Source organism: Streptomyces phytophilus, from assembly GCF_013870535.1.
GTDB lineage: Bacteria > Actinomycetota > Actinomycetes > Streptomycetales > Streptomycetaceae > Streptomyces > Streptomyces phytophilus.
Map to the genome: position 1 here is coordinate 1 of NZ_JACBXC010001596.1, position 1,186 is coordinate 1,186.

Consider the following 1,186-nt stretch of genomic DNA (forward strand, 5'->3'; position numbering starts at 1 on the left):
GCCACGAGCGGGCGCGGGCGATCATCGCCGCGGCGGCGGAGTCCGACGGCACGGCGGGGGAGCGGCTGGCGCGCGCCGTACGGGCCTTCGCGCGCTGGCACGCGGAGCACCACACGACGGCGCGCGTGGTGCAGTACGAGCTGGCGGCGCTCGGCGCGGAGCACTACGCGGAGATCGTCGCGCTGCGGCGGGACATCGACCGGCTGGTGCGGGGGATCATCGAGGACGGCGTGCGGGACGGCGTGTTCGCGGTGGCCGACGTGCCGGGGACGGCCCTGGCGGTGCTGTCGCTGTGCGTGGACGTGGCCCGGTGGTTCAGCGCGGCGGGCAGCAGGCCGCCGGAGGAGGTGGGGTCGCTGTACGCGGACCTGGTCGGCCGGATGGTGGCGGCACCGGGCGCGCGGGACGCCCGGCGGCACGGGCCTCAGAAGTAGTAGCGGACCACGGACTCCGCGACGCACACGGGCTTCTCGCCGCCCTCGCGCTCGACCGTGTACCGCACGGCGAGCTGCACGCCGTCCGCGACCTCGGTGACGTCCGCGATCGTGGCGGACGCCCGCAGCCGGGAGCCGACGGGGACGGGAGCGGGGAAACGCACCTTGTTCGTGCCGTAGTTGACGCCCATGCGGACGCCCGCGACGTCGATGAGCTGCGGGCCGAAGAGCGGCAGCAGCGAGAGCGTGAGGTAGCCGTGGGCGATGGTCCCGCCGAAGGGGCCGCCGGCGGCCCGTTCCGGGTCGACGTGGATCCACTGGTGGTCGCCGGTGGCCTCGGCGAACAGGTCGATGCGCCGCTGGTCGACCTCCACCCAGTCGGTGTGCCCCAGTTGCTCGCCCACCGCGCCCTTCAGCTCGTCGACCGAGGTGAACGTGCGGGGCTCTGCCATGGCGTGCCTCCCGGGGCGGGCGAGGGCGGACGGGGGTGTGCGTCGGTGCGTCGGGATGGACTAAGCGACTGCTTAGCATGGTCGCGGCGCGGATCCCTGTCAACGGCCCCGCACCCGCGCCCGCGTCGCCGTCACGGCGCCCCGGCGCCCGACGGGCCGGACCGCAGCGCGGCGGCGGCCGCGACCAGCGCCGCGTTCCCGGGGGCGGGCGAGCCGTCGGGGAGCACGAGCGTGTCCTCCAGCCCGATACGGGCCGCCATGCCCAGCCCCGCGGCGAGCCGCAGCACCGGCCAGGCGCCG

General features: G+C 76.2%; 3 protein-coding genes. 1 reads left to right on the plus strand and 2 read right to left on the minus strand.

Annotated features, from left to right (window positions below; genetic code table 11):
- Positions 1-434: TetR-type transcription factor C-terminal domain-containing protein (locus tag H5J30_RS34500; protein WP_181791754.1), on the plus strand; the 434-nt coding region annotated here is incomplete at its 5' end.
- On the opposite strand, the gene H5J30_RS34505 is transcribed toward H5J30_RS34500, so the two are convergent.
- Both H5J30_RS34505 and H5J30_RS34510 read right to left on the minus strand, forming a co-directional pair.
- On the minus strand, positions 425-886 hold the full coding sequence (locus tag H5J30_RS34505) for a MaoC family dehydratase (RefSeq protein ID WP_181791755.1): 462 nt from the start codon (positions 884-886) through the stop codon (positions 425-427). The genes H5J30_RS34500 and H5J30_RS34505 overlap by 10 nt on opposite strands.
- A 131-nt stretch (positions 887-1,017) precedes the next feature.
- Positions 1,018-1,186: 3-keto-5-aminohexanoate cleavage protein (locus H5J30_RS34510; protein ID WP_181791756.1), on the minus strand; the 169-nt coding region annotated here is incomplete at its 5' end.